This window comes from Rhodococcus sp. DMF-1 (assembly GCF_021441945.1).
Lineage (GTDB): Bacteria > Actinomycetota > Actinomycetes > Mycobacteriales > Mycobacteriaceae > Rhodococcus > Rhodococcus ruber.
Genome location: NZ_CP090442.1, coordinates 4,790,817 through 4,813,933, shown reverse-complemented (window position 1 = coordinate 4,813,933; position 23,117 = coordinate 4,790,817). Strand labels below are relative to the sequence as shown.

The following is a 23,117-nucleotide window of genomic DNA, read 5'->3' as shown; positions in this document are numbered from 1 at the left end:
ACTCCTGCAGTTGCTCGACTACAGTGTTCCGCCGCCGACGGCCGGTGGTGTAGAGCACAAGGTCACCGCTCGATTCGGGTGGTCGCGAGAAGGAGCCGGGGCCTCCGCCCGGCGGTGAGATCGAGGGTCTTTGTCCCCTGGGGAGAGGCCGGTCGCGGTGTCATTCTCGATGTGAGTCGCCCGGGTCGTCGGGAGCTCCGCCCCACCCGGGGTCCGCACACAGAGAGGTGCACATCATGGATTCGTTCTGGGATTACGTGTGGTACACGATCATCGTCTTCGCCTTCGTGGCCTACCTGATCGTGCTGTTCCAGATCTTGGTCGACCTGTTCCGCGATCACACCGTGTCCGGCTTCGCCAAGACCCTCTGGGTGATCGGGCTGGTCCTCTTGCCGTACCTGACAGCCTTCGTCTATCTGATCGCCCGGGGCCGCGGCATGGCGGAGCGGTCGATGCGCGCCCAGCAGGAGACCAAGCAGGCCACCGACGAGTACATCCGGCAGGTGGCCGGCAAGTCCCCGGCCGAGCACATCGCCGATGCGAAGGCTCTGTACGACTCGGGAGTGATCACCGAAGCCGAGTTCGAGCAACTCAAGGCCACGGCGCTGGGACGGACATCCGCTGGACAGGCGGGCATGCAGGTCCGGTAGGAGAGGTCCTGCACGGCATCGCGAGGACGGGCGATCCGGTTCCGAGATGCTCGAAGCAGGCAACCAGTAGGCCGCGCACCGAACGACATGAGGTGGTTCCGGGCGGGGCCTTCCGGATGGGGTCGGAGGACTTCTGCCCCGAGGACATCACCGGCAACGTGCGAGAACGGACGACGGTGCCGACACCCACCCCGGCGGGTCCTCGAGGGCGGATCACACCTCTGCGCACCGACTGCCGGCGCTATCGGCCCGCAGCCAGGCAAGGGGAAAGCACGGAAAGGTCCACCTGCCTCATCGGGTTCCCCTGCCTCATCGCGCTTTACTGCATCGTGCGCGGTCGCTGAGCAACGCGGGTCAATCGATCGAGAACCAGGCCCGCACCTGCGCCTCGTGGTCGACGTAGCGTTCGCCGGAGACGTCGACGACAACCTTGTCGATCGTGCCCCCGGTGAAGCGGAACGGGGACACGTAGTCCGGGGTGACCGGCGAGGCGCTGTCGCGCCCGACGCAGATGCCGTCACCGACGAGGCAGAACGCCCCCGGCTGGGTGACGATCTCATCGGAGGCCACCTGCTGATCGTCGACATAGAGAGTCAGGGTGCCGGCGAAACCCGGCATTGCCGGATCGGTGTTCTTCCCCGATACGGCGAATTCGGCGGTGCACACGTGAGCGCCGAGGGTCAGGTCCCGGTCGGCGACCACGGTCTGCAGGTGCGTGCCGACCCAGTTGAAGGCATAGCGCAGACGACCGTCCTTGACGTACAAGCTGTGACCACCGGCCAGACCGCCGTGGGCGTACAGGACTCCCTCGGCAGCGGCCGAGTCCACGTGCACACCGGCGACGATCGTGTAGGACCGACCGGTGATGGCGACGCCGGCCGCCTCCGGGACGTCCGCGCAGTCCGGATAGTAGACATAGTGGTCGCGCTTCTTGCCCGGGTGGGGACGTTCGGCGAGCACCTGTTCGAGGGCGCTGCGATCGTCCAGCGGTAGCCCGTGGTGACGACCCGCGTAGTAGAACCACAGGCTCTTCAGAGCTTCCAGCCGCTCGGGTTCGGCGTCTGCGAGGTTGTGCAGTTGCGCCCGGTCCTCCGCGAGGTGGTACAGCTCCCACACGTCCTTGTCGAAGTGCCCCCACCCGGACAGGGGCGGATGCACGGAACAGACGAGCCACCCTTCGTGATACAGCGAACGCTGCCCCAGCATCGTGTAGAACTGCACGTCCTTGCCCGGTGCTGTGGGATCGGTCAGCGAGGCCGCGAAGCTCTCTCCTTCGAGGGGGCTCTGGGTGTATCCCTTCAGAACCGCGGGTGGGGTGATGCCGAGCAGCTCGTAGATCGTCGGGACGACGTCGACGGCATGGACGTACTGCGAGCGAGGTTCGGCCGAGGCCTCGATCCGCGCCGGCCACGAGACCACGCACATGTCGGCGACTCCGCCTTCGTAGCCGGCCCAGCGCTTCCAGTACGGAAACGGGGTGTCGAAGGCCCACGCCCAGCCGGTGTTGTAGTGGTTGTACGACACCGGTGTGCCCAGCTCGTCGAGGTGCGGCAGGGTGGTTTCGGTGGTGTCGGGGATCCCGTTGAAGAAGCGCCATTCGTTGAACGATCCGTTGGGTCCGCCTTCCCCGCTGGCACCGTTGTCGGAAACCACGACGACGAGGGTGTTGTCGAGCTCGCCGCTCGCGTCGAGCATGTCGATCACCCGGCCGAGCTGGTCGTCCGTGTAGGAGATGTAACCGGCGAAGACCTCGGCCATCCGGACGAACAGGCGTTGCTCGTCGGCGGTGAGCGAGTCCCAGGGCCGGACGGTGTCGAGCAGCGGCCACGGCTGACCGTCGGGCCCGGTGGTGGCCGGCTCCCCGTGCGGATTGATCGGTGACAGCTCGGTGTTCTCAGGCAACAACCCGAGGTCCTTCTGCCGCTGCAGGATCTCGACGCGGATGGCCTCGTAGCCCTGGTCGAACCTGCCCTTGTACCGGTCGGCCCATTCGGTGAACACGTGGTGCGGGGCGTGCCCGGCCTGCGGGGCCAGGTACATGAAGAACGGCTTGTCGGGGTCGATGGTCTTGGCGTCACGGATGAACCCGATCGCCTTGTCCGCAAGGTCCTTGGACAGGTGGTAGCCGTCCTCGGGCGTTCCGGGGGCGTCGATCGGGTGATTGTCGTAGACCAGATCGGGGTACCAACTGCTGGATTCGCCGCCGAGGAATCCGTAGAAGCGCTCGAATCCGCGGCCCAGCGGCCACCGGGACTTGACCGCCGACATGTTCATTTCTTCCCCCGGCGTCAGATGCCACTTGCCGACGCAGTAGGTGTTCCATCCCCGCTCGGCCAGGACCTCCGAGACGAACCCGTTCTCGGACGGAATGTGGGTGCTGATGCCGGGGAATCCGGAGCTCAATTCGGCGATGGTCGCCATTCCGTTGGTCGTCGCGTTGCGTCCGGTCAGCAGCGACGCGCGGGTCGGGGAACACAGCGCGGTGGTGTGGAAGTTCGAGTACTTCACGCCGCGGTCCGCGATCCGCCGCATCGTCGGGGTCTCGATCGGACCGCCGAAGATGTCCATACTGCCGTACCCGACGTCGTCCCAGGCGATGATCAGGACGTTCGGGGCGTTCTCGGGTGCCTGGGCGGGCAGATACGGCGCCCAATCAGGGACGGAATCACGAATGTCGACCGCGATCTTTCCGTGGTGGGTTCTTGCCATGGCAACGCTCCCGATCTCGAGCAGACCTGTCGTCCTCCGGCATCTCGAGCGTACCGACCAGCCGAATCACCAGACATGCAAACGGCACGATCCGGCGAAGTCTCATCGCATGATGTCTCGGATTCGGCAGAATATGACGACGCCGCCCCTCCGGTCGCGCCTGTCCCGGAACTCCGACGCGGCGAGGCGAGAAGGGCCCGACTCATGATGTGGATCATCTTGGTGTTCCCGGAAGTTCCACTGTGGTCGGGCGTGGCAGCTCTCGTTCTGCCGCGCGGACGCCGATGGCCGACCGGCGCACCCCGCCACCGCCCTCCACCCCCGGAGGGGGCATCGTGACCTGGGCACTCCCGGCGATCGCCGGCATCTTGCTCGTCTTCGCGGCGATCTCCGGACGGGTCGCGGGCACCTCCGTCACGGCTCCGATGGTCTTCACCGTCGGCGGCCTCGTGCTGGGCGCACAGGCTGCCGGGCTGATCGACGTCGAGGCCACCAGCGAAACAGTGAAACTGCTCGCCGAGGTCACCCTTGCCCTCGTGCTGTTCTCCGACGCCGCTGGTGTGGACCCGACTGCTCTACGGTCCGAGATCTCGCTTCCTGCACGCCTTCTCGGTATAGGACTACCGCTGACCATCACGGCCGGCTTCGCCGCCGCGGTACTCGTCCTGGGCGACCTCTCCTGGCCCGAGGCGCTGCTGCTCGCCGTTCTCCTCGCGCCCACCGACGCCGCTCTCGGACAGGCGGTGGTCACCCTGCCGATCCTGCCGACGCGGGTGCGCCAGGGACTCAACGTCGAAAGCGGCCTCAATGACGGCATCTGCGTACCGCTGTTCCTGATCGTGCTGGCGATCGCACGTGCCGAGTCCGGGGCAATCGGTGGCGGTGCAGCCGTACGGTTGGTCACCGAGCAGATCGGCTACGGCATCGTCGCCGGGGTAGGTGCCGGAGCGGTCGCGGCGGCGGTACTGATCCTCGCCGGCCGGCACCGCACGATCGACCCCCTGTGGGTTCAGATCGTGCCGGTGGCCGCCGCCACGCTGGCCTACACCGCCGCCGTGCCCCTCGGCGGCTCGGGATTCATCGCCGCGTTCGTCGGCGGGCTGACCTTCGGGACGATCCGGCACCGCGCCGACGAGGAGGTCTCCCAACTGATCGACGAGGCCGGGGATGTGTTCAACGCCGTGACGTTCATCGTCTTCGGGGCGGTGTTGCTCGGGCCGGCCCTCGAACACCTGTCGTGGCCGGTACTCGCCTACGCCACGCTGAGCCTGACCGTCGTGCGCATGGTCCCCGTCACACTGTCGCTGCTCGGCACCCATGCCCGCGCCCCCACCCTCGCCTTCCTCGGCTGGTTCGGCCCCCGCGGACTGGCCACCATCGTCTTCGTCATCCTGATTCTCGAAGAACCCGGTACCCTGCCCCACGAAGACCTGCTACTGCTCACCGCTGTCGTCACCGTAGGCCTGTCGGTCCTCGCCCACGGAGTCACCGCCGCCCCCCTCGCCGACCGGTACGCCGCATGGTTCCGCCGCCACCCCCGACCCGAACGGAAGCCGGCACACGAGGCGTAGACGCCGCGGCACCGGATATGCGTCCGGAATATCCGATCTGTCCTGCTCGGGTCCATTTCAGGCGCCGTAGGTCACCGGATCGAGCGGTCTTCACCGAGCTCCTTTCCGGGCGCGGCCATCAGGTCTACCGTCGATTGCGTAGAACCCACCGGCAGACCGACTTGCCAGGTCGTCATCGGACTCTCCGACAAGCCGGCCGTCCGGGACGAGGCGGCACGTGGACGCCGCCGAACCGGACGTGGAACCCGCCACGGGTACGTGGCCTTGCCACTCCATCGACGACAACTCGGCAAAGGAGACGACGCGATGACCGAACAGGTCGAACGACAAATCGACAGTGACATCGACGAACTCGGTCCGGTGGACTGGATCGTAGTGGAGTTCCCGGGCAGCAGGTTCAGGGGCGAGATCGCACCCGCCCTCGAAGAACTCGTCGAACGCGGAACAGTACGCGTCCTGGATCTGCTGTTGCTGAAGAAGGACACCGACGGATCGCTCGAAGCGTTCGAGCTCGCCGACCTGGACGAAGCGGAGATCGGCGCGCTGCGCTCCTACGAAGCCGAGCTGGCGATGCTGCTCAGCGAGGAGGACGTCGAGGCGGTCGCCGCGGCCGTAGAGCCCGGCAGCACCGCGGCCTTGCTCGTGTGGGAGAACCTGTGGGCCGCACCGTTCGCGTCGGCGATCCGCCGCGCCGGGGGACAGCTGGTGGCCAGCGGCCGCATTCCCGTACAGGCCCTGCTGGCCGCAATCGAGGCCGACGAACAAGAAGGAGATTGACATGCCACTCGCAGCCAGGCGCATGCGTCGCGCCGCGGTGATCGGACCCGCACCCGTGGCACGTACGGCCACCACCGTTGCGACGGCGGCGGTAGTCGCCCACGGTGTCCGCCGGCGTTCCGACCGCCGGGAAGATCGGCGAGAGGACCGCAGAGACCGGCGCTGACCCGACGGCCGGAACACGGCCGGCTCGTCCGTAAGCCCGACAGCGAAAGGGACTGCCATGGTTGCCACGACGTCAGCGGTGTCGCCGCGTCGTCCCGCCCTCGAACGGTTGCGGGAGGCCGAACATCTCGTCCTGGAGCTGCCCGTCATGGGCCACATCAGCCTCCCGCCGCCCGAACAGCTCGCATACCTCGCGGGCGTCGGCACCTTGGTGGCCCTCGAGCTCCTCGAGTGGCCGGTGGCGGTTGCCATCACCGCGGGCCACCTTCTGGCCGAGGCGCATCACCACCGCCTGCTCCAGGGAATCGGCGAGGCGCTGGAGGAAGCCTGAGCTCCAGCTCGGCGAGGCGGTCCGGCAGGCGTCCGGACAGCAACGCCGGGACGGGGCGGGCGGCGCTCTCTCGGATCAGAGACCGCGCTGAGCGGTGATCCGCCCCGCGGCGATCGCATCGACGAGCGCAGCGTGGTCCCGGACGTTCTGCTCGGCGTAGGCGACCGCGAAAGCCGCTATGGCGTCGTCGAATTCGGTTCCGGATCCGAGGTATGCGGCGATCGCGATGCGGTCGCCGGATCGGGCGTGCCCGTACGCCAGCACCCGTCCGCACAGCCGCCCGTACAGCGTCATGCCGGTGGGGGTCATCGCCTCGACGACCGCAGAGCCCTTGCCGTCCCGCAGCTGCCGCAGGTAGAAGTCGCGCCGGATCCCGTCCGGGCCGGGGCCCTGCTGCCAGCCGAGGAAGATGTCGCTGGCCGCCTGCATCAGCCGCTGGCCGTTGACCACCCGTTCGCCCTCGTTGGCGAACGTCGGTCCGTCCACGTAGTACGAGAGCACGGACCGTTGCGCCTCCTTGGCCTGCAGGAAGAGCGGGTCGTCGTCACCCGTGCCGCGCAACAGGAAGATCCACGCCCGGGTCCCGACGCTACCGACACCGACCACCTTGCGCGCCGCCTGCACGAACTCGAACTGCTCGAGCAATACCCGCCGATCCCACTGGAGGGTCGAGCGGTACTGGCGCAGGCGCTGGTGCAGGTCGGCGTAGAGTTCGTCCGCGTCCGCGTCGGGCAGCACCTCCTCGATGGGGACGATGAGCGGCGGGTTGCTGATGATCCGGCGCCGGCCGTCGACCACCTCGGTCAACTTGGCCAGCGCCTGGACGCTGTCCCGGTGCCGGGACTTCTCGAGAGTCTTGCGCAGGCGCTTCTTCATGGACGAGTCGAGTTCGTCGCGCAGCTCCGCGAGTTCCGCGCCGGCTTCGATGTGCGAATACCAGACCGCCAGATTCCCACGCTCCGCCTGCCGGGCGATCGTCTCGCGGTATTCGGCGGCACAGGCGCGGGCGATGCGCGCCTGCTGCTTGCTCGTGAATCCGTTGTCCTGCGCGGCGATCACGAGACTGGCGACGAGCCGCTTGACGTCCCACTCGAACGGCCCGGGATACGTCTCGTCGAAGTCGTTGATGTCGAAGGTCAGCTTGCGTTCCGGGGTGGCGAAGATACCGAAGTTGCTCAGGTGCGCGTCCCCGCACAGCTGAGTGAGGACGGTCGTGGTCGGCCCGCGGGACAGATCGTCGGCCATCACCAGGGCCGCACCGCGATAGAAGGAGAACGGAGTTTCTGCCATGCGGCCGTAGCGCACCGGAACCAGGTCCGGCACCCGGGACGTCGCCTGCTGCTCCAACAGGTCGAGCGGATCGGGACGACCGCTCGTATCGAACTCGGCGAGCGCGGAGAGCGGGATCCGGGCGCGTGCCGCCCGGCCGCGTTCCGCCCGCTCCTCCCTGGTGAGGTGTTCGACTGCTGTTGCGCTTCTCGAGGTCTCGGCCATCGGATTCTTCCTCTCACGTCTTCTTCTGCTGCTGGCGCCACTTCACGGCCGCGGTCAGGAAACGGATGCCGAGCGCGATAAGGACAAGGTTGCCGACCATCTGCGCCGTGACGAGCGCCCGCGCGCCCTCGGTGGTCGCGACGATGTCGCCGAAGCCCACCGTCGCGAAGACGGTCATGCAGAAGTACAGCGCGTCGATCCGCGAGAGCGGCTCGTCGAACGCTTCCGGATAGTTGTAGGACAGGACGTGATACACCGTCGAGTACCCGACGAGGTAGACGGCGACCGACAGCAGCAGCGCCTCGATCGCCTGCACGGCCGGGTACGGGGACCGCAGCACCTGCCGGATCTGCCAGGCGCACACTGCGCACACCAGGAGGGTCCCGCCGATCAGCAACGCCAGGGTGGAGACATCGTCGATGTCCTCGAGCGGCAGCACGAAGTACGCGATCACCAGCAACACCGTGGTGAGCAGCGGCCGCAGCACCGCCAGCCAGAGCAGCCGTCGGCCTCCTACGTCGGGCAGGCCGGACGGGGCGTCACCGTCGGTCATCGGCGACGTCCCGGCCTGCCGGCGAAGCCGTCAGTAGGAGTCCCGACGCGGGTTCCACGTCGACACCGCCCAGATGACGACCACATCGAGCGCGATGATCAGTATCGACCACCACGGGTAGTAGGGCAGCCACATGAAGTTCGCGAGAATCGACAGTGCCGCAAGCACGATGGCCGCAACCCTCGCCCAGGTCGCGCCGGTGAAGAGGACAAGACCGACGAGGGTGATCACCGCACCGAGCACGATGTGGATCCATCCCCAGGTGGTGAAGTCGAACTTGTACGTGTACTCGATCCCGACGACGAACAACTCGTCCTCGGCTACGGCGGCGATCCCCTGGAAGATCTGGAGGATACCGATCGTGGTGAGGATGATCGCGGCGCCGATGGACGTACCGGCCGCCACACCCTGTTTGACACTCGTGTCCTGGGACATGCCACTCGCCTTCCCTTCGCTCCGGCCCGACGTACGGTATTGTGCGCGCGCCACCGGCCACCCCGCATCGAGTTGACGATCTTCGTGCGATCCCGACCGCATGGCTGCGCGGGAGGGATCCGAAAGGTCTTCGGTCACCACATCGACCGAAGGGCGAGTCGTCCGCGGCCGAGCGGAGAACGACGCCACTGCCGGTCGTGCGCTCCAGTCACCGCGTCGACACAGCCGGACACGGCCCGACCACCTGTTCCCGGCACAGCGGAAAGAGGAATCCCATCGGCGATGCCGACATCCTGGGTCCCGTCGACCATCTCGTCGTCGAGTTACCGCAGACCGACGGCTCGGCCCTGCTGCTGCCGGACGGCCTCGTCGCGCGCGGGATCATCGCGGTGCCGGACCTCGCCTTCGTCCGCAAGGACACCGACGCCTCCCTGGGCGGGATCGACGTCTCCGAGATCGGCTCGAGGACGACATCGACGTGATCCTCTTCGCCGGGGCGGCCACCTGCATGCTCGACGACACCGACCTCGGTGAGACCGGTGCGGCCCTCGGGTGCTCGGCGGCGATCGTCGTCTACGAGAACACCAGGGCCGCACCCTTCGCGGCCACCGTGCGCCCCAACGGCACCCGACTCGTCGCCTCACTCGAGGTGCTCGAAGACCAGACCTGAAGTGCCAGGGAGCACTGACCGAGCTCGAGGCCGAGAACTCGGTCCTCGGCTCGTAGCGGTTTCCAGGAGTTCTCTACTCCGCGCGCCATACCGGCGCGCGCTTCTCGGCGAACGCGCGGGCGCCTTCCTGCGCGTCCGCGGAGGCGAACACGGGCTCGACGAGCGCCCGCTGCGACGCGAACGCCTCCGCATCGGTGTACTGCACCGCCGAGGACATGATCTGCTTGGACGCCCGGACGGCGAGCGGCCCGTTGCCGCTGATGCGGGCGGCGAGCGCCCGCGCCCCGTCCAGCGCCGCACCCGGCTCGGTGAGGGTGTTGACCAGACCGTGCGCGTGCGCCACCTCGGCGGTGAGCGGGTCGCCGGTCAGCACGATCTCCATGGCGAGCTGGTACGGCAGCACCTTGGGCAGGCGCAGCAGGCCGCCGGCTGCCGCGACGAGTCCGCGCTTGACCTCGGGCAGCCCGAATTTAGCGCCCCGGGCAGCGACGACGAGGTCCGCCGAGAGCGCGAGTTCGCATCCGCCGGCGAGAGCCCAGCCCTCGACCGCGGCGATCAGCGGCTTCGTCGGCGGACGCTCGGTGAGCCCGGCGAATCCCCGGCCGGGCAGCGACGGCCGCTCGCCCCGGGTGAACGCCTTGAGGTCCATGCCGGCGCAGAAGGTGCCGCCGGCGCCGGTGACGATCCCGACGACCAGGTCCGGCCGCGCCTCGAACTCGTCGACGGCGGCAGCGAGCGCCTTGGCGACCTCGAGATCGACGGCATTGCGCGCCTCGGGCCGGTTGATGGTCATGACGGCGATGCCGTCGCCGAACTCGGTCAGTACAGCGCTCACGTGGCGTCTCCTCGTCGCGGGGGTTCCGGCCGCACCCGCGGCGCCGCCGGAGCGTCCCGTCGAGTCGATCACCGGACCGGCGCCCGGGACAAAGTCCGAACGGGAGATCGACCCATAGCCGAAACCTATGTAGCGGAACCCGGGCCGTGAGGTACCCGTCACTGTTCTCGCACCGAGGGGAAGAACCCGGGCGGCGGGGGGCGTTGGACTCGACCGATCGACGACGACCACGACATGGAAGGAGACACGCGATGCGCACAGCGCCACCGGCTGCCCCGCCGGAACGACCGGCGCCGCAGCCGATGCGACATCCCGTCGCGTGCGTCCTTCCCCCAGCGGGACCCCGGCAGGCGGGGTCGCCGACGACGCGACCCGGCATCTGCTGACCGCCGCCTCCGCATCCATCCGTTCCTCGACACCGTTCTGCGCCACAACGCGTTTCGTTCTGCCACGACTTCATGCCGGGGCACTGCGCCGCCCCGACCGAACCCGCATTCCATCCTCGGAAGGAGGACCTGCCCGTGACTACGATGCTCACCGACCTGCTCGCCCCGTCGGACACCACGCCGGACTGGGACCTGGCCGCGTGCCGCGGCGACGCGACGCCGGACGCCCGGTTCCCGGACCCGTCGGAGTCGTTCGACTACGCCCGCCGGGTGTGCGCCCGCTGCCCGCTCGTCGCCGCATGCGCCGCCTACGCCGGCGAGACCCGGCAGTCCGGCATCTGGGGCGGCAAGGAGTTCCGCCGCGGCCGCGTGACCCGCGGATAGCCCCTGCACGTCACGCCTGCGCCCCCGTCACCGACTCGCGACGGGGGCGCCGCGCTGTGCGCGACCGGGACACCTACCGATCGCTCAGTAAACATGTCATGCTGACCGGCGTGGAACACATCGACCTGTCCGTCGCCGACGGCATCGCCACCATCACCCTCGACCGTCCCGACCAGCTCAACGCCTTCACCACCACGATGGAGCACGAGCTGATCGAGGCCTACGACCGCTGCGACGCCGACGATTCCGTGCGCGCCGTCGTCATCACCGGCGCCGGACGCGCCTTCTGCGCGGGCGCAGATCTCTCTGCGGGCGCCGACACGTTCGCGCAGCGACTCGACGAACCGCGCGCCGACGACGTCCGGCGCGACGGTGGCGGCCGCGTCGTGCTGCGCATGTTCGAGTGCCGCAAGCCGATCATCGCGGCGATCAACGGCCCGGCCGTCGGCGTCGGCATCACCATGACGCTTGCGGCGGACTTCCGCCTCGCCGCCGACGACGCCCGTATCGGCTTCGTCTTCAACCGCCGCGGCCTCGTCCCCGAGTCGTGTTCCACCTGGTTCCTGCCCCGCCTGGTTCCGCTGCAGACCGCCCTGGACTGGGTGTACTCGGGACGGATCTTCGACGCGACCGAGGCCCACGCGGCCGGGCTCGTCTACGCGCTCCATCCCGCGGCCGATCTGCTCGATCAGGCCCGCGCGTTGGCCCGCAGCCTCACCGAGCACTCGGCGCCGGTCTCGGTGGCGCTGTCCCGGCAGATGATGTGGCGCACGCTCGGCGCGGAGCATCCGATGATCGCGCACCGCATCGAGACCCGCGGCATCAACATCCGCGGCACGGGCCCCGACGCCCGGGAAGGCATCTCGTCCTTCCTCGAGAAGCGTCCCGCGGCGTTCCCGGACCGGGTGTCGAGGGATCTGCCGGATCTGTTCGGTGACGACCTGCCGACGCCACCGTTCCGTCCCTGAACGGTCACCATTGACTGTTTAGATGGGTGGCCCCTACGCTCGGGGGCGACGAACCGAGAGGGGATCCTCATGTCGACCCACGTCCGACCCGCCGTCGTCGAACGCTGGCACCACATCGTCGAGCACAGCGACGAGGCAGCCCTGGACGATCTGATCGCCGACGACGCCGTCTTCTACTCCCCCGCGGTGTTCACGCCGCAGGAGGGGAGAGACCTGACCCTCGCCTACCTGCGGGCCGCGCTCGCCGTGTTCACCGGGCGGGACTTCCGGTACGTCGGCGAGTGGTACTCCGACGGATCGGCGGTGCTCGAGTTCACCGCCGATCTCGACGGCATCCACGTCGACGGCATCGACATGATGCACTGGAACGACGCCGGGCAGATCACCTCGTTCAAGGTGATGATCCGGCCGGTCAAGGGCCTGCAGGCCCTCATGCCGCTCATGGCCGCCCAGCTCGGGCAATCGTAAGGCCGCACCGTAGGACCGCACCGCCTGCAAGACCGCACCGTAAGACCGCACAGCACAAGGAGTTCCGCATGGCCCTGCCCCCGATCCTGCAAGACCGGCTGCGCCTGCCCGTGGTGGCGTCGCCGATGTTCATCGTCTCCGGCCCGGACCTGGTGATCGCCCAGTGCACCTCCGGCGTCGTCGGCTCGTTCCCCTCGCTCAACGCCCGTCCCCAGGCGATGCTGCGCGAGTGGCTCACCCGCATCACCGAGGCCCTGGCCAAGCACGACGCCAACCACCCCGAGGCGCCGTCCGCTCCCTACGCGGTCAACCTCATCGTGCACCGCTCCAACGACCGCCTCGAAGAAGACCTCGCCACCATCGTCGAATTCGAGGTCCCGGTCGTCATCACCTCCCTCGGCGCCCGCACCGACGTCAACGACGCCATCCACTCCTACGGCGGCATCGTCCTGCACGACGTCATCAACAACACCTTCGCGCGCAAGGCGATCGACAAGGGCGCCGACGGGCTCATCGCCGTCGCCGCCGGCGCCGGCGGGCACGCCGGCGCCCAGTCCCCGTTCGCGCTGGTCCAGGAGATCCGCGAGTGGTTCGACGGCCCACTGCTGCTGTCGGGCTCGATCGCGCACGGCCGCTCGGTCCTCGCCGCGCAGGCCGCCGGCGCCGATCTCGCCTACGTCGGGTCGGCGTTCATCGCCACCGAAGAGGCCAACGCCGACGACCGCTACAAGGACATGATCGTCGACTCGACCGCCGCGGACATCGTCTACTCGAACCTTTTCACCGGCGTGCACGGCAACTACCTGCGCGGCAGTATCGAAGCCGCCGGCCTCGACCCGAACAACCTCGCCGTGTCGGACCCGTCGGCCATGGACTTCGGCACCGGCGAGAGTTCGGGATCGGCACCGGCGGCCAAGGCGTGGCGCGACATCTGGGGTTCAGGACAGGGCATCGGCGCGGTCGACGCCGTCGTACCCGCTGCCGAACTCGTCGACCGGCTCACCACCGAGTACCGCGCGGCGCGCGAGCGGCTCGCCGGCCTGTAGGCGCACCGTCCGGCTGACGGCGGTCGCCACGACCACCCCGCCGAGGAGCGCGGCGAGCACCCCCGCGGTGCTCGCCGCGCCGACGGTCGTCGTCAGCACGCCCACCGTCAGCGGAGCGAACATCGCCGGCAGCGACGTGACCAGACCGGTCGCCGCGCCGACCCGTCCCCGTACCTCGTCGGGTACCAGTTCGGCACAGCGAGCGGTCACCACCACCGACCACGACGGGGTCACCGCCAGCAGGGCCGCGTAACCGGCGGCCGCCGCGACCGGCGAACCCGTGGCCGCCGCGAGGACCGCCAGAGCCCCGAGGGCCGCCGAGAGCACAAGCAGACGGTGTGCCGGAATCCGGCGCCGGAGCCACGGCACCGCCAGGGCTCCGAGCATGCCCCCGCCGTACGCACCGGCGAGCACGATGCCGACCGTCGAGGACGGCGCGTCGCTGCCGACCAGGAGCACGACCACCACCAGGCCACAGCCGTTGACCACGAACTCGGCGACGGCCGTCAGCGCCGCGGTGGTACGAACGAACGGGTGGGATGCGAACCAGCGCAACCCTTCCCGGATCGCGACCCACGGCCGCTCCACGACCGGGCCGTGGACGCGAGGTGCCTGCAGCGGGGTGCGGACCCGGGACGCCGCTGCCCCTGCCACCACGAACGACACGGCATGTCCTGCGAAGGGCAGCGCGGCACCGAGGCCGTAGAGGGTGGCCGCGAGCGGTGGCCCGGCCACGCCCGTCGCATATCCCCGTGCCTCGAACAGCCCGTACGCCGCGCCGAGCTGTTCGCGCTCGACCACCTGCGGCACCGCCGCGTCCTCGGCGAGGCCGCGCACCGCCCACCCCGCCCCGAGCACCGACACGGCGGCGAGGACGGGCACCGGGTCGAACGCGCCGCGCCACGCGCAGAACGCCAGCACCGCGGCGGCGGTGGCCGAGCAGGCGTCGACGGTGAGCATGACGCGGCGGCGATCGAAGCGGTCGACGATCCAGCCGGCGGGCACCGTGGCGGCCGTGAAGGCACCCATCGTCACGGTGGAGACCAGACCCACCGTCGCGGCCGACCCGCTGACCGCGAGCACCCACAGCATGATCGCGACGCCGTAGCCGCGGCTGCCGAGCTGCGCGACCGCCTGCCCGGCGCACAGCCGCGCGAAGTCGGGATTGCGGAGCGCACCGGACACCGGACGTCACCCGAGTCCGGCGGCGGGGTGCCCGAGCGCCGTGACCGCCAGGACCGGTTCGGCGGTGGGGTCGCAGCCGAGCAGGTCTTCGAGCTCGCGGTCACGCATCGCCGTCGCCGTCACCGCACCGAGCCCGAGCGCGGTGGCGGTGAGCAGGACGGTCTGACTGACGTGGCCGAGCTCGACGAGGATGTCGCGGTAGGCGCGGGAATGTTCATACCGCCACCGGGTCCGGGCCGGTACCGCCGTGTAGATGAGCAGCGCCGGGCAGTCCGACAGCCACGGCTGCTCGCCGAGCGCCGCGTCCAGCACGGACCGGGGCACGCTCTGCCCGATCCGTTCCAGCCCACCGCGCATCGGCGCGTAGTGGAAGAACCCCGGCTCGAGTCCGTCGACGCGGTTCGCGTAGAGATACAGCTCGAGGGGGGTGCGGGCACCGGCGGACGGGCTGGTCTTCAGCAGCACCTGCCCGACCTGCGGATGGTCGATCACCGTGACGGGCCCCGCCGCGACGCGCGCGACGGTGCCCACGGCGTCGAGAGACACGGGATCTGCGGTGAACTGCCGGACCGAACGGCGCTCGAACAGGGCCTCGACGAGGCCCGGACGCTGCCATCCCGACGAGTCCGGCCGATCGCCGGGTACGGGAATCATCGGGTGCTGCGGATAGGACTTGGCGGCTGCGGGCGCCGGCTGCTCGCTCGCTTTGGCAGCCGACCGCAGTTCGTCGTCGACTACGTCCGCGAACCGGACGTCCGAGCCGGTGCGGGCCGCGAAATGCAGGTAACGGGCCGACGGGCCCCACGTGCCCCATTCGACGAGCATCTGCTCCTGCTCGGCGTGCTCGGCCGAACCCTCGGCGACGAGCACCTGCGCCTCGAGCAGCCGGTGAGCGATTCCGAGGGGTAACTCCCCCAGCTCGGAGATGCTGTCGAGTTCGCGCCACGACGCGAACCAGCGCAGGACCCGCTCGCTGTCGGGGGTGAGGGCGAACTGCCGGTGGTGCAGGTAGTCGTCCCACACCAGTGTGCCGTTGCGCCAGAACAGCACCGCGTACTCGGCGACGGCGACACGGGTCATCGGTTCTCTCCTCGGTGTGCGGGGACGGCGGCGGCGATCAGAGCACGCACCGCGTTCGTGGTGTCGGAGTCACCGGCGCCGTGTTCTGCCCAGCGCCAGTCGAATTCGGGGTTGACCTCGAGGAAGACGGGGCCGGTGGGGGTGTCGAGCAGGTCGACGGCGCCGAGGTCGAGCCGGAACCGGTCGAGGAGCTCCCGCACGGCCTCGGCGACGTCGGCGGGAATGTCGCAGCGCCGCACGGTGATCGACTCCGGCCGGGTCCACAGCGACTCCGGGGTGGGTCGCGTGACGGCGTACCCGATCAGCGTTCCGCCTACGGCGTGGATGCGCAGTTCCCGGTCGGCGGCCACATATTCCTGGACGAGCACCGGGGCGCCCGTGTGCTGTGTACCGTCGAGCGCCGTACGGGGGATGCGCTGAGGGTAGACACCGAGCAGACGGCCGGGCCGCGGTTCGACGCAGTGCCGGCCGAGGCTCTTGACCAGCAGATCGCCGGTGCCCGGCAGAGCCCGGGCCGCGACGTCGAGCCGCGTCGTCACGAGGGTCGCGGGGACGCGCAGTCCGGCCGCCCGCGCGGCGGCGAGCTGGGTGAGGCGATCGGGGGTTCCGGGCCGCGCGGCGGGATTGAGCGTGCGCACCCCCTCGTGCGCTGTGAGGGCGGTGACGAACGCCTGCCACTGGTCACGCACGTGCAGCGTCGCGTCGGGCGCGGGGTGCCCGCTGCGCAGGGCGTCCACGTCGAAGTACCGCAGCCAGCATACCCGCGGCCGGAACGTCCGGCCGTCACGGGCGAGCAGACCGGTGAGCGGATCCCACTGCACGTCCGTGCCGACGCACCGGTCGCTGTCCAGCCGCACCAGCGCGGTGCCGCGCGCGGCCAGCCACAGCGACAGATCGTCGACCTCGCGGTCGGCGGCACGGGTGAGGACGAGAACGCACGGCGCGGGATCCGGCACCGTGGGATGCCCGACGCGGGCCTGGAAGTCCAGGGATTCGGCGGAGGCCGCGGTGAGATGGGGGTGCGAGCGCAGCAGCAGCGGCAGCGCAGCGGTCATGAGGGTTCCTTCGGTGGCGGTCGTGGGGACGGGACGGCCGGAGCACCGTGGTACTCCGGCCGCTGCACGTCCGTCGATCAGCCGCCGTGACACCCCTTGCAGCCGGGCCGGGTCATGGCCTCGACGTAGTCGCTCGCGTAGGCGGCGAAGGTGGCGTCCTCGATCGCTGCGGCGCTGCGCAGCGCCGCTTCGTCGTCGAGGGTGAGCAGGGTCCGGGCCATCTCTTCGACGTTCATGGCGTCCGCCTTTCCTGGGAGGTTCCGCCGTCCCGGGACCGGGTGGGCGGGCGTCGATCCGACATACCGATCGTCGGCGACGACGCCGCCTCCGCCCAGGCACCCCAGGGCGGAATCTGCTCACCCCCTACCTGTCAGACCTCGTCGAAGTAGGTCAGCTTCGGCGCGCCGGCGAGCAGCGGGCCGAGCTCGGTGATGGCGCCGGGCCCGGCCCGGAACTCGCGGTAGGCGGCGTCGTGCTGCTCCGACTCCCACTTCTCCACGACAACCCAGTGCGCCTCGTTCGACCGGTCGGCGAGCACCTCGATGCCGAGGCAGCCGTCGAACGCACGGGTCTCCTTCAGCACCCGGTCCATCAGTGCGCGGGCCTCCCCGAGCGTCTCGGGCTTGAACTCGAGCTCCAGGAATGCGGTCAGTGCCATAGCTCCTCCTCGTGGTCGAATCTTGCTGGACAACACTTCCGGCGGTTCAGAAGATCGAGTATCCGCCGTCGATCAGGGTGGACGATCCGGTCTGGAACGCGGAGGCATCACTCGCAAGGTACACGGCGATGCCGGCGAAGTCCTCGGGAGTTCCCCACCGGCCCAACGGCACCCGCGAGATCACGTGGGACTCGAACGTCTCCGAGTCCTGCAGCGGCCCGGTCATGTCGGTGGCGATCCAGCCGGGCAGCACGCTGTTGACGCGGATGCGGTGCCGGGCGAGTTCCACCGCGCAGCCGTTGGCCAGAGCCAGGACCCCGGCCTTGGTGGCGGCGTATGCCTGATTGCGTCCGGCGCCCTGGATCGCACCCAGGCTCGACGTGACGATCATCGATCCGCCGGTGCCCTGGCCGACGAGGACCCCGGCCGTCTCGCGCAGGGTGAAGTACGCGCCGTCGAGGTTGGCCGCCATCACCTTCCGGTAGTCCTCGGTGCTCGAGTCGACGAACTGCGCGGGCCGCCCCCCGATTCCGGCGTTGACCACGACGACGTCCAGCCCGCCGAGTTCCTCGACCGTCGCGGCGACACCGTCACGGACGGCCGCTTCGTCGGACACGTCCACCGATCGGGTGAGCACGCGGACCCCGGTGGCCTCGAGGTCGGCCGCCGCCTTCGCGAGACGTTCGGTGCCGCGGCCCCACAGCGCGACGTCGGCGCCCGCGGAGGCGAGCCCCCGCGCCATGCCCAGGCCGATGCCGGCCGAGCCGCCGGTGACGAGTGCCCGCTTACCGGACAGATCGAACATCGTGTCGCTCCTTCGAAGGTGGAGTGGATCAGGCGAATTCGGCAGCGATGTCGCGGCCGATGATCTCCTTCATGATCTCGGTGGTGCCACCGTAGATGGTCTGGATGCGGGTGTCGACGTAGGCGCGCCCGATGGGGTACTCCATCATGTACCCGTAGCCGCCGTGCAACTGCACGCACCGGTCCACGACGCGCTTCTGTAGCTCGGTGGCCCACCACTTGGCCTTGGCGGCGTCGACGGCGGTCAGCTCCCCGGCGTTCAGCGCGAGCACGCACCGGTCGACGTGCGAACCGGTCACCTCGATCTCGGTGAGCATCTCGGCGAGAGCGAAGCGGGTGTTCTGCAGGGCGCCGATCGGCTTGCCGAATGCCGTGCGTTCGAACACATAGTCCTTGGTCCACTCGTACGCCGCCCGGGCCGCGGCGACGGCACCGACGGCGATGGAGATACGTTCGAGGGGAAGGTGTTCCATGAGGTGGACGAACCCCTGCCCCTCGGTCCCGAGCAGGTTGTCCGCCGGCACCCGTACGGCGTCGAAGGACAGCTCGGCGGTGTCCTGGCCGGCCAGGCCCACCTTGTGCAGTTTGCGGCCGCGGGTGAAGCCCGGCATGTCGCGTTCGACGACGAGCAGGGAGAAGCCGCGGGCGCCGGCCTTCGGGTCGGTGCGGGCGACGACGATCACCAGGTCGGAGTGGATTCCGTTGGTGATGAACGTCTTCTGCCCGGTCAGGATCCAGTCGTCACCGTCGCGCACGGCGGTGGTCTTGATCCCCTGCAGGTCTGACCCGGTGCCGGGCTCGGTCATGGCGATGGCCCCGATGAGTTCGCCGGCGGCCATGCCGGGCAGCCAGCGGCGCTTCTGCTCCTCGGTGCCGAGGTCGGCGATGTAGGGGACGGCGATGTCGTCCTGCAGGCTCATGCCGGAGCCGAAAGAGGTGGTGCCGGTGCGGGCGATCTCCTCGGCGACGACGCAGCGGAACCGGTAGTCGGTCACGCCGGAGCCGCCGTACTCCTCGGGAACGCCGAGGCCCACGACGCCCGCCTTGCCCGCGGCGATCCAGGCGGAGCGGTCGATCAGCCGCTCGTCCTCCCAGCGTTCGTAGTTCGGTTCGACCTCGCGGGCGAGGAACTCGCGTACCGTCTCCCGGTACGCGTCGTGGTCGGCGTCGAAGAAGTAGCGCTTCATGAATGTCCCTGTCTCGGTGTGCACGGTCTCGGTGTGCAGGGCGGGCGGTGCGGCACGGCAGTCACGCTCCGGACGGGCACCCCACGATGCGCAGCGCGATGACGGTGTAGCGCGCGGCGACCTGGTCGGGGGTCAGGGGCCCGCCGATCCGGTACCAGCGGGCGATGGACTGGCACATGCCGAGCAGGGCCCGCACCGCCTCGGCGATGTCGTCGACGACGAACACGCCGCGTTCGACGCCCTCGCCGACGAGATCGAGGGCGATCAACTCGACACGCTTGCGGGTTGCGGCGTAGTGGCGGCGATTCTGCGGCGACACGTGGCGCAATTCGGAGTCGAGGGCGGACTGCCGGGATCGGTAGGTCGAGTTCAGCACGATCGCCTCGACGAAGTGGGTGAAGCGCCGCACGGGGTCGTCGCCGCCCGCGGCGACGGCCGCGAGGGCGCGCTCGGTGAGATCACGTACGGCGGTGTGGAGGAGCGCGACGAGGACGGCTTCCTTGTTCTCGTGGTGGTAGTACAGCGCGGGTACCGTCACCCCGACCCGGCGGGCCAGATCCCGGACGCTGGTGCCGTGGAAACCGTTCTCGCCGAAGGCGTCCAGGGCATGCTCGAGGATGGGGTCGAGCTGCAGCGCCTCGAACTCCCGCCAGTTCGCCAACCGGCGGGGTTCGGGCTGGGCAGTCATCGACCCCGTCCTCTCACATGTTGCTCGTGTGCGACGATCAGCGCGGGGCCATGCGGATGGCACCGTCGAGGCGGATGACCTCGCCGTTGAGCATGGGGTTGGAGACGATGTGCGCGGCCAGGGCGCCGTACTCGGACGGGTCGCCGAGGCGGGCCGGATGCGGGACCTGCTGACCGAGGGACTTCTGTGCCTCCTCCGGCAGCGACCCGAGCAGCGGGGTCTTGAACAGGCCCGGCGCGATGGTGACGACGCGGATGAGCAGCGACGCGAGGTCGCGGGCGATCGGCAGGGTCATGCCGACGACACCGCCCTTGGACGCGGAGTAGGCGGCCTGCCCGATCTGACCGTCGAACGCGGCGACGGAGGCGGTGTTGATGATGACGCCGCGCTCGCCGTCGACGGGCTCGGTCTTCGCGATGCGCTCGGCGGCCAAGCGGATGACGTTGAACGTGCCGAAGAGGTTGACGTCGACGACCTTCTTGAACGCGTCGAGCGGGAAAGCGCCCTTCTTGCTCACGGTCTTGACGGCGTTGCCGATGCCGGCGCAGTTGACCGCGACCCGCAGCGGGCCGAGCGATTCGGCCAGGTCGAGGGCCTCGGTGACGGCGGCCTCGTCGGTGACGTCGGCGGCGGCGAAGCGGACGCGGTCGCCGAGTTCCTTGGCGATGGTCTCGCCGTTGGAGGACGGCAGGTCGATGATGACGACCTGGGCGCCGTCGGCGAGCAGGGCCTCGACGGTCGCGAGGCCGAGGCCGGAGGCGCCCCCGGTGACGACGGCGACGCTGTCGTTGACGATCATGTTCTTCCCTTCGGTTCTGTTGTGTCTCAGAGGCGTTCGATGACGGTGGCGTTGGCCATGCCGGCACCCTCGCACATGGTCTGCAGGCCGTAGCGGCCGCCGGTGGCCTCGAGATGGTTCACCAGTGTGGTCAGCAGGCGGGTGCCGGACGAGCCGAGGGCGTGGCCGAGGGCGATGGCGCCGCCGCGCGGGTTGAGCTTGGCTGGGTCGGCGCCGAACTCGTGTGCCCACATCAGCGGCACCGGGGCGAACGCCTCGTTGACCTCGTAGGCGTCGATGTCGTCGATGCTGAGCCCGGACTTGGCGAGGATCTTGCGGGTGGCCGGGATGGGCGCGGTGAGCATGAACAGCGGGTCGTCGCCGGCGACGGCGAACGAGTGGAACCGGGCCCGCGGCGTCAGGCCCAGCTTGGCCGCGGCCTCCTCGCTCATGATCAGCGCCGCGGAGGCACCGTCGGACAGCGGCGACGAGTTGCCCGGCGTGATGTGCCACTGCGCCTCGGGGAAGCGCTGGGCGTACGCCTCGGTGTAGAACGACGGCTTCAGCCCGGCCAGGCCTTCGACGGTGGTCGCGGCGCGCACCGTCTCGTCGACGGTGTGCCGGACCTGCTCGCCGGCGGCGTTGGTGACCGTGATCGGGACGATCTCGCGGTCGAAGAAGCCGGCGGCGATCGCCTCGGCGGCCCGCTGGTGCGACTGCGCCGAGAACGTGTCGAGCGCCTCGCGGTCGAACTTCCACTTCGCGGCGATCAGTTCGGCGGAGATGCCCTGGTTGACCAGGCCCTCCGGGTAGCGGGCGGCGATGCCCGGGCCGGCGGCGTCCTGGCCCATCGACGAGGTGCCCATCGGCACGCGGCTCATCGACTCGACACCGCACGCGATGACGATGTCGTAGGCGCCGGCGATGACGCCCTGCGCGGCGAAGTGCGCGGCCTGCTGGCTCGAGCCGCACTGGCGGTCGATGGTGGTGGCCGGCACCGACTCGGGGAAGCCGGCCGACAGCAGGGCGGTGCGGGAGATGTTGAGGGCCTGCTCGCCGGCCTGATTGACGCAGCCGCCGATGACGTCGTCGACCAGCGCCGGGTCGAGGTCGTTGCGCGCGGTGATCTCCCGCAGGACGTGGGCGAGCAGTTCGACGGGGTGGGTGCCGGACAGGGCGCCGCCGGGCTTGCCCTTGCCGACCGCGGTGCGGACCACGTCGACGATGACAGCGTTGGTCATGAGGAATTCCTTTCGAGGGGTTGGAGCGGCCCGGGTGTCCCGGAGGGATCGACGAGACCCCGGGCCGAGATCAGAGGGTCAGCGACCCGTCCAGACCGGCTGCCGCTTCTGCGCGAACGCGGTCGGGCCTTCCTTGGCGTCCTCGCTGGTGAAGACCGTCCGCAGCGCGGCGTCGTTGGCCTCCCACACCCCCGGCTCCCAGTCGTCGCCGTGCGCGGTGCGGTGGATCATCGCCTTCGATTCGCGCACCGACAGCGGCGCGTTCGCGGCGATCGTCTCGGCGAGGCCCAGCGCCACCTCGAGCGCGGTTCCCGCGGGGGCGACCCGGTTGACCAGGCCCAGTTCCCTGCCCTGGGCGGCGGAGATCGGCTCGCCGGTCAGCGCGATCTCGAGGGCGATCTTGCGCGGGATCTGCTGCTGCAGGCGGATGACCCCGCCCGCGGCGGCGAACAGGCCCCGCTTGACCTCGGGCAGGCCGAGTTCGGCGTCCTCGTCGACGACCGCGAGGTCGGACGCGAGCACCAGCTCGGTGCCGCCGCCGAGGGCGAACCCGTTGACCGCGGCGATGGTCGGCTTGCTGATCCAGTGCTGGGCGTACCCGGCGAAGCCCCATTCGGGATGTCCCTCGGCGGCGAGACTCTCGCCGGTGGCGAGCGCCTTGAGGTCGGCGCCCGCGCAGAACGCGCGGCCGGCGCCGGTGAGGACCACCACGCGCACCTCCTCGTCGGCCTCGGCCTGCTCGAGCAGCGTGCCGACCGCCGTCGAGAGCGCCGCGTTCACGGCGTTGAGCGCCCGTGGGCGGTTGAGCGTGATGACGGCGACGTTGCCGCGGCGCTCGTACAGCGCGGCAGCTTCGGTGACGGTGGACTCCTCGGCCATGGGGCTCCTGTCGGAAACGGTCAGGTCTACTTATCGATCGCTAAATCACTATCACGGACCGATCGATCGGTCAATGGTCTCGTCTAGCTAGCGTCCGATCAGGACGTTCTGGTATGGATG

Annotated in this window: 24 protein-coding genes and 1 pseudogene; 9 read left to right on the top strand and 16 right to left on the bottom strand. The window is 69.6% G+C overall.

Annotated elements, in window-relative coordinates; translation table 11 throughout:
- Positions 1 to 236 precede the first annotated feature (236 nt).
- Complete coding sequence (locus LZP97_RS22060; protein ID WP_010596007.1) at positions 237 to 650, top strand: SHOCT domain-containing protein; 414 nt, start codon at positions 237 to 239, stop codon at positions 648 to 650.
- Positions 651 to 1,004: 354 nt separating this feature from the next.
- On the opposite strand, the gene LZP97_RS22050 is transcribed toward LZP97_RS22060, so the two are convergent.
- A complete protein-coding gene (locus LZP97_RS22050; protein ID WP_040271438.1) occupies positions 1,005 to 3,359 on the bottom strand; it encodes an arylsulfatase in 2,355 nt (784 codons plus the stop codon).
- A 335-nt stretch (positions 3,360 to 3,694) separates the two neighbouring features.
- On the opposite strand from LZP97_RS22050, the gene LZP97_RS22045 reads away from it, so the two are divergent.
- The 3 genes from LZP97_RS22045 to LZP97_RS22035 all read left to right on the top strand — a co-directional run bounded on the left by LZP97_RS22045 (position 3,695) and on the right by LZP97_RS22035 (position 6,203).
- Positions 3,695 to 4,930: a cation:proton antiporter gene (locus tag LZP97_RS22045; RefSeq protein WP_040271489.1), complete on the top strand. Its 1,236-nt coding sequence runs from the start codon at positions 3,695 to 3,697 to the stop codon at positions 4,928 to 4,930.
- 306 nt (positions 4,931 to 5,236) lie between these two features.
- The gene (locus LZP97_RS22040; RefSeq protein ID WP_010596004.1) at positions 5,237 to 5,707 is read left to right on the top strand and encodes a DUF6325 family protein; all 471 of its coding nucleotides are present in this window, start codon (positions 5,237 to 5,239) and stop codon (positions 5,705 to 5,707) included.
- Positions 5,708 to 5,930: 223 nt separating this feature from the next.
- The gene (locus tag LZP97_RS22035; protein WP_029540166.1) at positions 5,931 to 6,203 is read left to right on the top strand and encodes a hypothetical protein; all 273 of its coding nucleotides are present in this window, start codon (positions 5,931 to 5,933) and stop codon (positions 6,201 to 6,203) included.
- 75 nt (positions 6,204 to 6,278) lie between these two features.
- On the opposite strand, the gene LZP97_RS22030 is transcribed toward LZP97_RS22035, so the two are convergent.
- Genes LZP97_RS22030 through LZP97_RS22020 form a run of 3 tightly spaced genes read right to left on the bottom strand, consistent with a single transcriptional unit; the run spans position 6,279 to position 8,685 of the window.
- A complete protein-coding gene (locus LZP97_RS22030) occupies positions 6,279 to 7,697 on the bottom strand; it encodes a DUF2252 domain-containing protein (RefSeq protein ID WP_010596002.1) in 1,419 nt (472 codons plus the stop codon).
- A gap of 13 nt (positions 7,698 to 7,710) precedes the next feature.
- A complete protein-coding gene (locus LZP97_RS22025; RefSeq protein ID WP_003939435.1) occupies positions 7,711 to 8,250 on the bottom strand; it encodes a potassium channel family protein in 540 nt (179 codons plus the stop codon).
- A gap of 30 nt (positions 8,251 to 8,280) precedes the next feature.
- Positions 8,281 to 8,685: a DUF7144 family membrane protein gene (locus tag LZP97_RS22020; RefSeq protein WP_003939434.1), complete on the bottom strand. Its 405-nt coding sequence runs from the start codon at positions 8,683 to 8,685 to the stop codon at positions 8,281 to 8,283.
- A gap of 275 nt (positions 8,686 to 8,960) precedes the next feature.
- On the opposite strand from LZP97_RS22020, the pseudogene LZP97_RS22015 reads away from it, so the two are divergent.
- A pseudogene (locus LZP97_RS22015) lies at positions 8,961 to 9,355 on the top strand (DUF6325 family protein).
- 73 nt (positions 9,356 to 9,428) lie between these two features.
- On the opposite strand, the gene LZP97_RS22010 reads toward LZP97_RS22015, so the two are convergent.
- Positions 9,429 to 10,190, bottom strand: coding sequence for a crotonase/enoyl-CoA hydratase family protein (locus tag LZP97_RS22010; RefSeq protein WP_010596001.1), 762 nt, complete (start codon positions 10,188 to 10,190; stop codon positions 9,429 to 9,431).
- Between the two features lie 521 nt (positions 10,191 to 10,711).
- Between LZP97_RS22010 and LZP97_RS22005 the strand changes: the two genes are divergently transcribed.
- The 4 genes from LZP97_RS22005 (at position 10,712) to LZP97_RS21990 (ending at position 13,442) form a co-directional block, all read left to right on the top strand.
- On the top strand, positions 10,712 to 10,960 hold the full coding sequence (locus LZP97_RS22005; RefSeq protein WP_048773864.1) for a WhiB family transcriptional regulator: 249 nt from the start codon (positions 10,712 to 10,714) through the stop codon (positions 10,958 to 10,960).
- A 110-nt stretch (positions 10,961 to 11,070) separates the two neighbouring features.
- The gene (locus tag LZP97_RS22000; protein WP_029540165.1) at positions 11,071 to 11,928 is read left to right on the top strand and encodes a crotonase/enoyl-CoA hydratase family protein; all 858 of its coding nucleotides are present in this window, start codon (positions 11,071 to 11,073) and stop codon (positions 11,926 to 11,928) included.
- Positions 11,929 to 11,997: 69 nt separating this feature from the next.
- Complete coding sequence (locus LZP97_RS21995; protein ID WP_010595998.1) at positions 11,998 to 12,396, top strand: nuclear transport factor 2 family protein; 399 nt, start codon at positions 11,998 to 12,000, stop codon at positions 12,394 to 12,396.
- Positions 12,397 to 12,464: 68 nt separating this feature from the next.
- Complete coding sequence (locus tag LZP97_RS21990; RefSeq protein WP_040271433.1) at positions 12,465 to 13,442, top strand: NAD(P)H-dependent flavin oxidoreductase; 978 nt, start codon at positions 12,465 to 12,467, stop codon at positions 13,440 to 13,442.
- On the opposite strand, the gene LZP97_RS21985 is transcribed toward LZP97_RS21990, so the two are convergent.
- The 11 genes from LZP97_RS21985 to LZP97_RS21935 all read right to left on the bottom strand — a co-directional run bounded on the left by LZP97_RS21985 (position 13,335) and on the right by LZP97_RS21935 (position 22,997).
- On the bottom strand, positions 13,335 to 14,627 hold the full coding sequence (locus LZP97_RS21985; protein WP_040271431.1) for an MFS transporter: 1,293 nt from the start codon (positions 14,625 to 14,627) through the stop codon (positions 13,335 to 13,337). The two genes, LZP97_RS21990 and LZP97_RS21985, sit on opposite strands and share 108 nt — an antisense overlap.
- A 6-nt stretch (positions 14,628 to 14,633) precedes the next feature.
- A complete protein-coding gene (locus LZP97_RS21980; RefSeq protein ID WP_040271429.1) occupies positions 14,634 to 15,707 on the bottom strand; it encodes a SagB/ThcOx family dehydrogenase in 1,074 nt (357 codons plus the stop codon).
- Complete coding sequence (locus LZP97_RS21975; RefSeq protein ID WP_040271426.1) at positions 15,704 to 16,762, bottom strand: ATP-grasp domain-containing protein; 1,059 nt, start codon at positions 16,760 to 16,762, stop codon at positions 15,704 to 15,706. The genes LZP97_RS21980 and LZP97_RS21975 overlap by 4 nt, the downstream gene beginning before the upstream one ends.
- Before the next feature lie 77 nt (positions 16,763 to 16,839).
- The gene (locus tag LZP97_RS21970; protein ID WP_003939424.1) at positions 16,840 to 16,998 is read right to left on the bottom strand and encodes a hypothetical protein; all 159 of its coding nucleotides are present in this window, start codon (positions 16,996 to 16,998) and stop codon (positions 16,840 to 16,842) included.
- 134 nt (positions 16,999 to 17,132) lie between these two features.
- Complete coding sequence (locus LZP97_RS21965) at positions 17,133 to 17,420, bottom strand: putative quinol monooxygenase (protein WP_040271424.1); 288 nt, start codon at positions 17,418 to 17,420, stop codon at positions 17,133 to 17,135.
- 46 nt (positions 17,421 to 17,466) lie between these two features.
- Positions 17,467 to 18,225, bottom strand: coding sequence for an SDR family NAD(P)-dependent oxidoreductase (locus LZP97_RS21960; protein ID WP_040271422.1), 759 nt, complete (start codon positions 18,223 to 18,225; stop codon positions 17,467 to 17,469).
- Between the two features lie 28 nt (positions 18,226 to 18,253).
- The gene (locus tag LZP97_RS21955; protein WP_040271419.1) at positions 18,254 to 19,411 is read right to left on the bottom strand and encodes an acyl-CoA dehydrogenase family protein; all 1,158 of its coding nucleotides are present in this window, start codon (positions 19,409 to 19,411) and stop codon (positions 18,254 to 18,256) included.
- A 61-nt stretch (positions 19,412 to 19,472) separates the two neighbouring features.
- On the bottom strand, positions 19,473 to 20,099 hold the full coding sequence (locus tag LZP97_RS21950; RefSeq protein ID WP_040271417.1) for a TetR/AcrR family transcriptional regulator: 627 nt from the start codon (positions 20,097 to 20,099) through the stop codon (positions 19,473 to 19,475).
- Between the two features lie 37 nt (positions 20,100 to 20,136).
- Positions 20,137 to 20,898, bottom strand: coding sequence for a 3-hydroxyacyl-CoA dehydrogenase (locus LZP97_RS21945; protein WP_010595988.1), 762 nt, complete (start codon positions 20,896 to 20,898; stop codon positions 20,137 to 20,139).
- A 26-nt stretch (positions 20,899 to 20,924) separates the two neighbouring features.
- Positions 20,925 to 22,118, bottom strand: coding sequence for a thiolase family protein (locus LZP97_RS21940; RefSeq protein WP_040271415.1), 1,194 nt, complete (start codon positions 22,116 to 22,118; stop codon positions 20,925 to 20,927).
- A 78-nt stretch (positions 22,119 to 22,196) separates the two neighbouring features.
- A complete protein-coding gene (locus tag LZP97_RS21935; protein ID WP_010595986.1) occupies positions 22,197 to 22,997 on the bottom strand; it encodes a crotonase/enoyl-CoA hydratase family protein in 801 nt (266 codons plus the stop codon).
- Positions 22,998 to 23,117: the final 120 nt, after the last annotated feature.

Coding starts and splice junctions, on each gene's coding strand:
- LZP97_RS22060 (WP_010596007.1), top strand. CDS start 237: ATGGATTCGTTCTGGGATTACGTGTGGTACACGATCATCGTCTTCGCC.
- LZP97_RS22050 (WP_040271438.1), bottom strand. CDS start 3,359: ATGGCAAGAACCCACCACGGAAAGATCGCGGTCGACATTCGTGATTCC.
- LZP97_RS22040 (WP_010596004.1), top strand. CDS start 5,237: ATGACCGAACAGGTCGAACGACAAATCGACAGTGACATCGACGAACTC.
- LZP97_RS22035 (WP_029540166.1), top strand. CDS start 5,931: ATGGTTGCCACGACGTCAGCGGTGTCGCCGCGTCGTCCCGCCCTCGAA.
- LZP97_RS22030 (WP_010596002.1), bottom strand. CDS start 7,697: ATGGCCGAGACCTCGAGAAGCGCAACAGCAGTCGAACACCTCACCAGG.
- LZP97_RS22025 (WP_003939435.1), bottom strand. CDS start 8,250: ATGACCGACGGTGACGCCCCGTCCGGCCTGCCCGACGTAGGAGGCCGA.
- LZP97_RS22020 (WP_003939434.1), bottom strand. CDS start 8,685: ATGTCCCAGGACACGAGTGTCAAACAGGGTGTGGCGGCCGGTACGTCC.
- LZP97_RS21995 (WP_010595998.1), top strand. CDS start 11,998: ATGTCGACCCACGTCCGACCCGCCGTCGTCGAACGCTGGCACCACATC.
- LZP97_RS21990 (WP_040271433.1), top strand. CDS start 12,465: ATGGCCCTGCCCCCGATCCTGCAAGACCGGCTGCGCCTGCCCGTGGTG.
- LZP97_RS21980 (WP_040271429.1), bottom strand. CDS start 15,707: ATGACCCGTGTCGCCGTCGCCGAGTACGCGGTGCTGTTCTGGCGCAAC.
- LZP97_RS21975 (WP_040271426.1), bottom strand. CDS start 16,762: ATGACCGCTGCGCTGCCGCTGCTGCTGCGCTCGCACCCCCATCTCACC.
- LZP97_RS21970 (WP_003939424.1), bottom strand. CDS start 16,998: ATGAACGTCGAAGAGATGGCCCGGACCCTGCTCACCCTCGACGACGAA.
- LZP97_RS21965 (WP_040271424.1), bottom strand. CDS start 17,420: ATGGCACTGACCGCATTCCTGGAGCTCGAGTTCAAGCCCGAGACGCTC.
- LZP97_RS21960 (WP_040271422.1), bottom strand. CDS start 18,225: ATGTTCGATCTGTCCGGTAAGCGGGCACTCGTCACCGGCGGCTCGGCC.
- LZP97_RS21955 (WP_040271419.1), bottom strand. CDS start 19,411: ATGAAGCGCTACTTCTTCGACGCCGACCACGACGCGTACCGGGAGACG.
- LZP97_RS21950 (WP_040271417.1), bottom strand. CDS start 20,099: ATGACTGCCCAGCCCGAACCCCGCCGGTTGGCGAACTGGCGGGAGTTC.
- LZP97_RS21945 (WP_010595988.1), bottom strand. CDS start 20,898: ATGATCGTCAACGACAGCGTCGCCGTCGTCACCGGGGGCGCCTCCGGC.
- LZP97_RS21940 (WP_040271415.1), bottom strand. CDS start 22,118: ATGACCAACGCTGTCATCGTCGACGTGGTCCGCACCGCGGTCGGCAAG.
- LZP97_RS21935 (WP_010595986.1), bottom strand. CDS start 22,997: ATGGCCGAGGAGTCCACCGTCACCGAAGCTGCCGCGCTGTACGAGCGC.